Source organism: Halomonas sp. BM-2019, assembly GCF_017584085.1.
The window spans coordinates 4,106,597-4,108,727 of the sequence record NZ_CP071922.1 but is presented as its reverse complement, the minus strand read 5'-3'; the positions used below and the strand labels follow the sequence as shown (position 1 = coordinate 4,108,727).

Sequence of the window (2,131 nt, the reverse complement as noted above, 5' to 3'; positions counted from 1 at the left end):
AAGCGCTGGAACTTTGCAACTCAGGACGCTACACACGGTAACTCGTTATCGCATCGTGCTCCGGGTTCAATTGGTCAAAACCAGTCACCTGGTAAAGTATTTAAAGGTAAGAAAATGGCCGGCCAAATGGGTAACAAACAGGTAACTGTTCAGTCCCTTGAAGTCGTCCGTGTTGACGCTGAGCGCAACTTGATCCTGGTTAAGGGTGCAGTCCCTGGAGCTTCTGGTGGCGATGTCATCGTGAAGCCAGCGGTCAAAGCGTAACGTCTGAGGAGATTAGTGATGGAATTAGCATTAAAAGACGCGAAAGGCGCTCTTGAAGTTTCCGAAGCTACCTTTGGACGTGAATACAATGAAGCTTTGGTGCATCAGGTTGTAGTGGCCTATGCAGCTGGCTCACGTCAAGGTAGTAAAGCACAGAAGACGCGTTCTGAAGTATCTGGCGGTGGCAAAAAGCCATGGCGCCAAAAAGGTACTGGCCGTGCTCGTGCAGGTACTATTCGTAGCCCAATCTGGCGTTCTGGTGGCGTAACTTTCGCTGCAAAACCACAGAACCACAGCCAGAAGGTGAACAAGAAAATGTATCGTGGCGCTCTGAAAAGCATTCTTTCTGAGCTAGTACGCCAAGATCGTTTACTTGTAGTAGAAAATTTTGGTATCGATTCACCAAAAACCAAGCAGTTGGTTGCTAAGTTGAAAGACATGGAATTGAATGACGTTCTGATCATTACTAAAGATCTGGACGAGAATTTGTTCCTTGCTTCACGCAACCTGCATAAAGTTGATGTTCGTGACGTTCAGGGTATCGATCCGGTTAGCTTAATCGCATTCGATAAAGTTCTGTTCACTGCGGACGCAGTTAAGCAGCTTGAGGAGACATTGTCATGATGCGCGAAGAACGTTTGCTGAAAGTCATTTTGGCGCCTCACGTTTCTGAAAAAGCGACAGTCTCTGCTGAAGAAAACAACACTGTTGTATTCAAAGTAGCAAAAGACGCGACTAAATCAGAAATCAAAGCTGCGGTAGAGAAACTGTTTGAAGTCGAAGTCACTGGTGTACGCACACTGAACGTTAAGGGTAAAACCAAACGTTTCGGAATGCGCCAAGGTAAGCGTAGCGATTGGAAAAAAGCTTACGTGACCCTGGGCCAAGGTGCTGACATCGATTTCGTCGGCGGCGCTGAGTAAACAGGAGGATATTGAAGATGGCTGTTGTTAAACAGAAGCCTACGTCCCCGGGTCGTCGCCACGTCGTAAAAGTCGTTGGTCAGGACCTGTACAAAGGCAAGCCATACGCCCCATTGCTGGAAAAGAACAGCAAAAATGGTGGTCGTAACAATAATGGCCGGATTACCGTACGTCACATTGGTGGTGGTCATAAGCATCACTATCGTTTGGTTGATTTCAAACGTAACAAAGACGGTATTCCTGCAACTGTAGAGCGTATTGAGTATGATCCTAACCGGTCTGCAAACATCGCTTTAGTATTGTACGCTGATGGTGAGCGTCGTTACATCTTGGCTCCTAAGGGCCTAACTGCTGGCGATAAAGTTGTATCTGGTTCAGATGCACCTATCAAAGCAGGTAACACGTTACCATTGCGCAACATCCCAGTGGGTGCTGTTATCCACGCGATCGAAATGAAGCCTGGCACGGAAAATCCTCGCAGATTGCCGTGCAACTATCGGTGAAGTAGGTAACGCTGAGCACATGCTGAAGCAACTCGGTAAAGCGGGTGCTACACGCTGGCGCGGTGTTCGTCCTACCGTTCGTGGTGTTGCAATGAACCCGGTTGATCACCCACACGGTGGTGGTGAAGGCCGGACTTCTGGAGGCCGTCATCCGGTTACTCCATGGGGTGTTCCTACGAAGGGTTATAAGACTCGTAAGAACAAGCGTACCAGCAAGTACATCGTGCGTCGTCGCACTAAGTAATAGGCAAGGGGTTTTAAAATGCCACGTTCTCTTAAAAAAGGTCCATTTATTGACCTTCACCTACTTAAGAAGGTGGAGAAGGCGATGGAAAGCGGGGACAAGAAGCCAATTAAGACTTGGTCCCGTCGTTCAATGATCATTCCAGATATGATTGGTTTGACCATCGCTGTACATAACGGTCGTCAGCACGTTCCAGT

Annotated in this window: 4 protein-coding genes and 1 pseudogene (1 of these 5 only partly in view); all 5 read left to right on the top strand. The window is 48.0% G+C overall.

Features of this window, described 5'->3' with window-relative positions; translation table 11 throughout:
• The coding region (gene rplC, locus J5F18_RS20440; RefSeq protein ID WP_346300317.1) for a 50S ribosomal protein L3 at positions 1–264 on the top strand (264 nt) is incomplete at its 5' end.
• Positions 265–282: 18 nt separating this feature from the next.
• Positions 283–888 (top strand): 50S ribosomal protein L4, encoded by a 606-nt coding sequence (rplD, locus tag J5F18_RS20435; RefSeq protein WP_346300316.1) that lies wholly within the window; start codon positions 283–285, stop codon positions 886–888.
• Positions 885–1,187: a 50S ribosomal protein L23 gene (rplW, locus tag J5F18_RS20430; protein WP_126794504.1), complete on the top strand. Its 303-nt coding sequence runs from the start codon at positions 885–887 to the stop codon at positions 1,185–1,187. The genes rplD and rplW overlap by 4 nt, the downstream gene beginning before the upstream one ends.
• A 17-nt stretch (positions 1,188–1,204) precedes the next feature.
• Positions 1,205–1,934, top strand: a pseudogene (gene rplB, locus J5F18_RS20425) (50S ribosomal protein L2).
• 18 nt (positions 1,935–1,952) lie between these two features.
• Positions 1,953–2,131 carry the 5' portion of a 30S ribosomal protein S19 gene (gene rpsS / locus J5F18_RS20420; RefSeq protein WP_346300315.1) on the top strand. Its footprint extends 142 nt past the window's final position, so only the first 179 of its 321 coding nucleotides appear in the window; its start codon is at positions 1,953–1,955; its stop codon lies beyond the right edge, outside the window.

Coding starts and splice junctions, on each gene's coding strand:
- rplW (WP_126794504.1), top strand. CDS start 885: ATGATGCGCGAAGAACGTTTGCTGAAAGTCATTTTGGCGCCTCACGTT.
- rplD (WP_346300316.1), top strand. CDS start 283: ATGGAATTAGCATTAAAAGACGCGAAAGGCGCTCTTGAAGTTTCCGAA.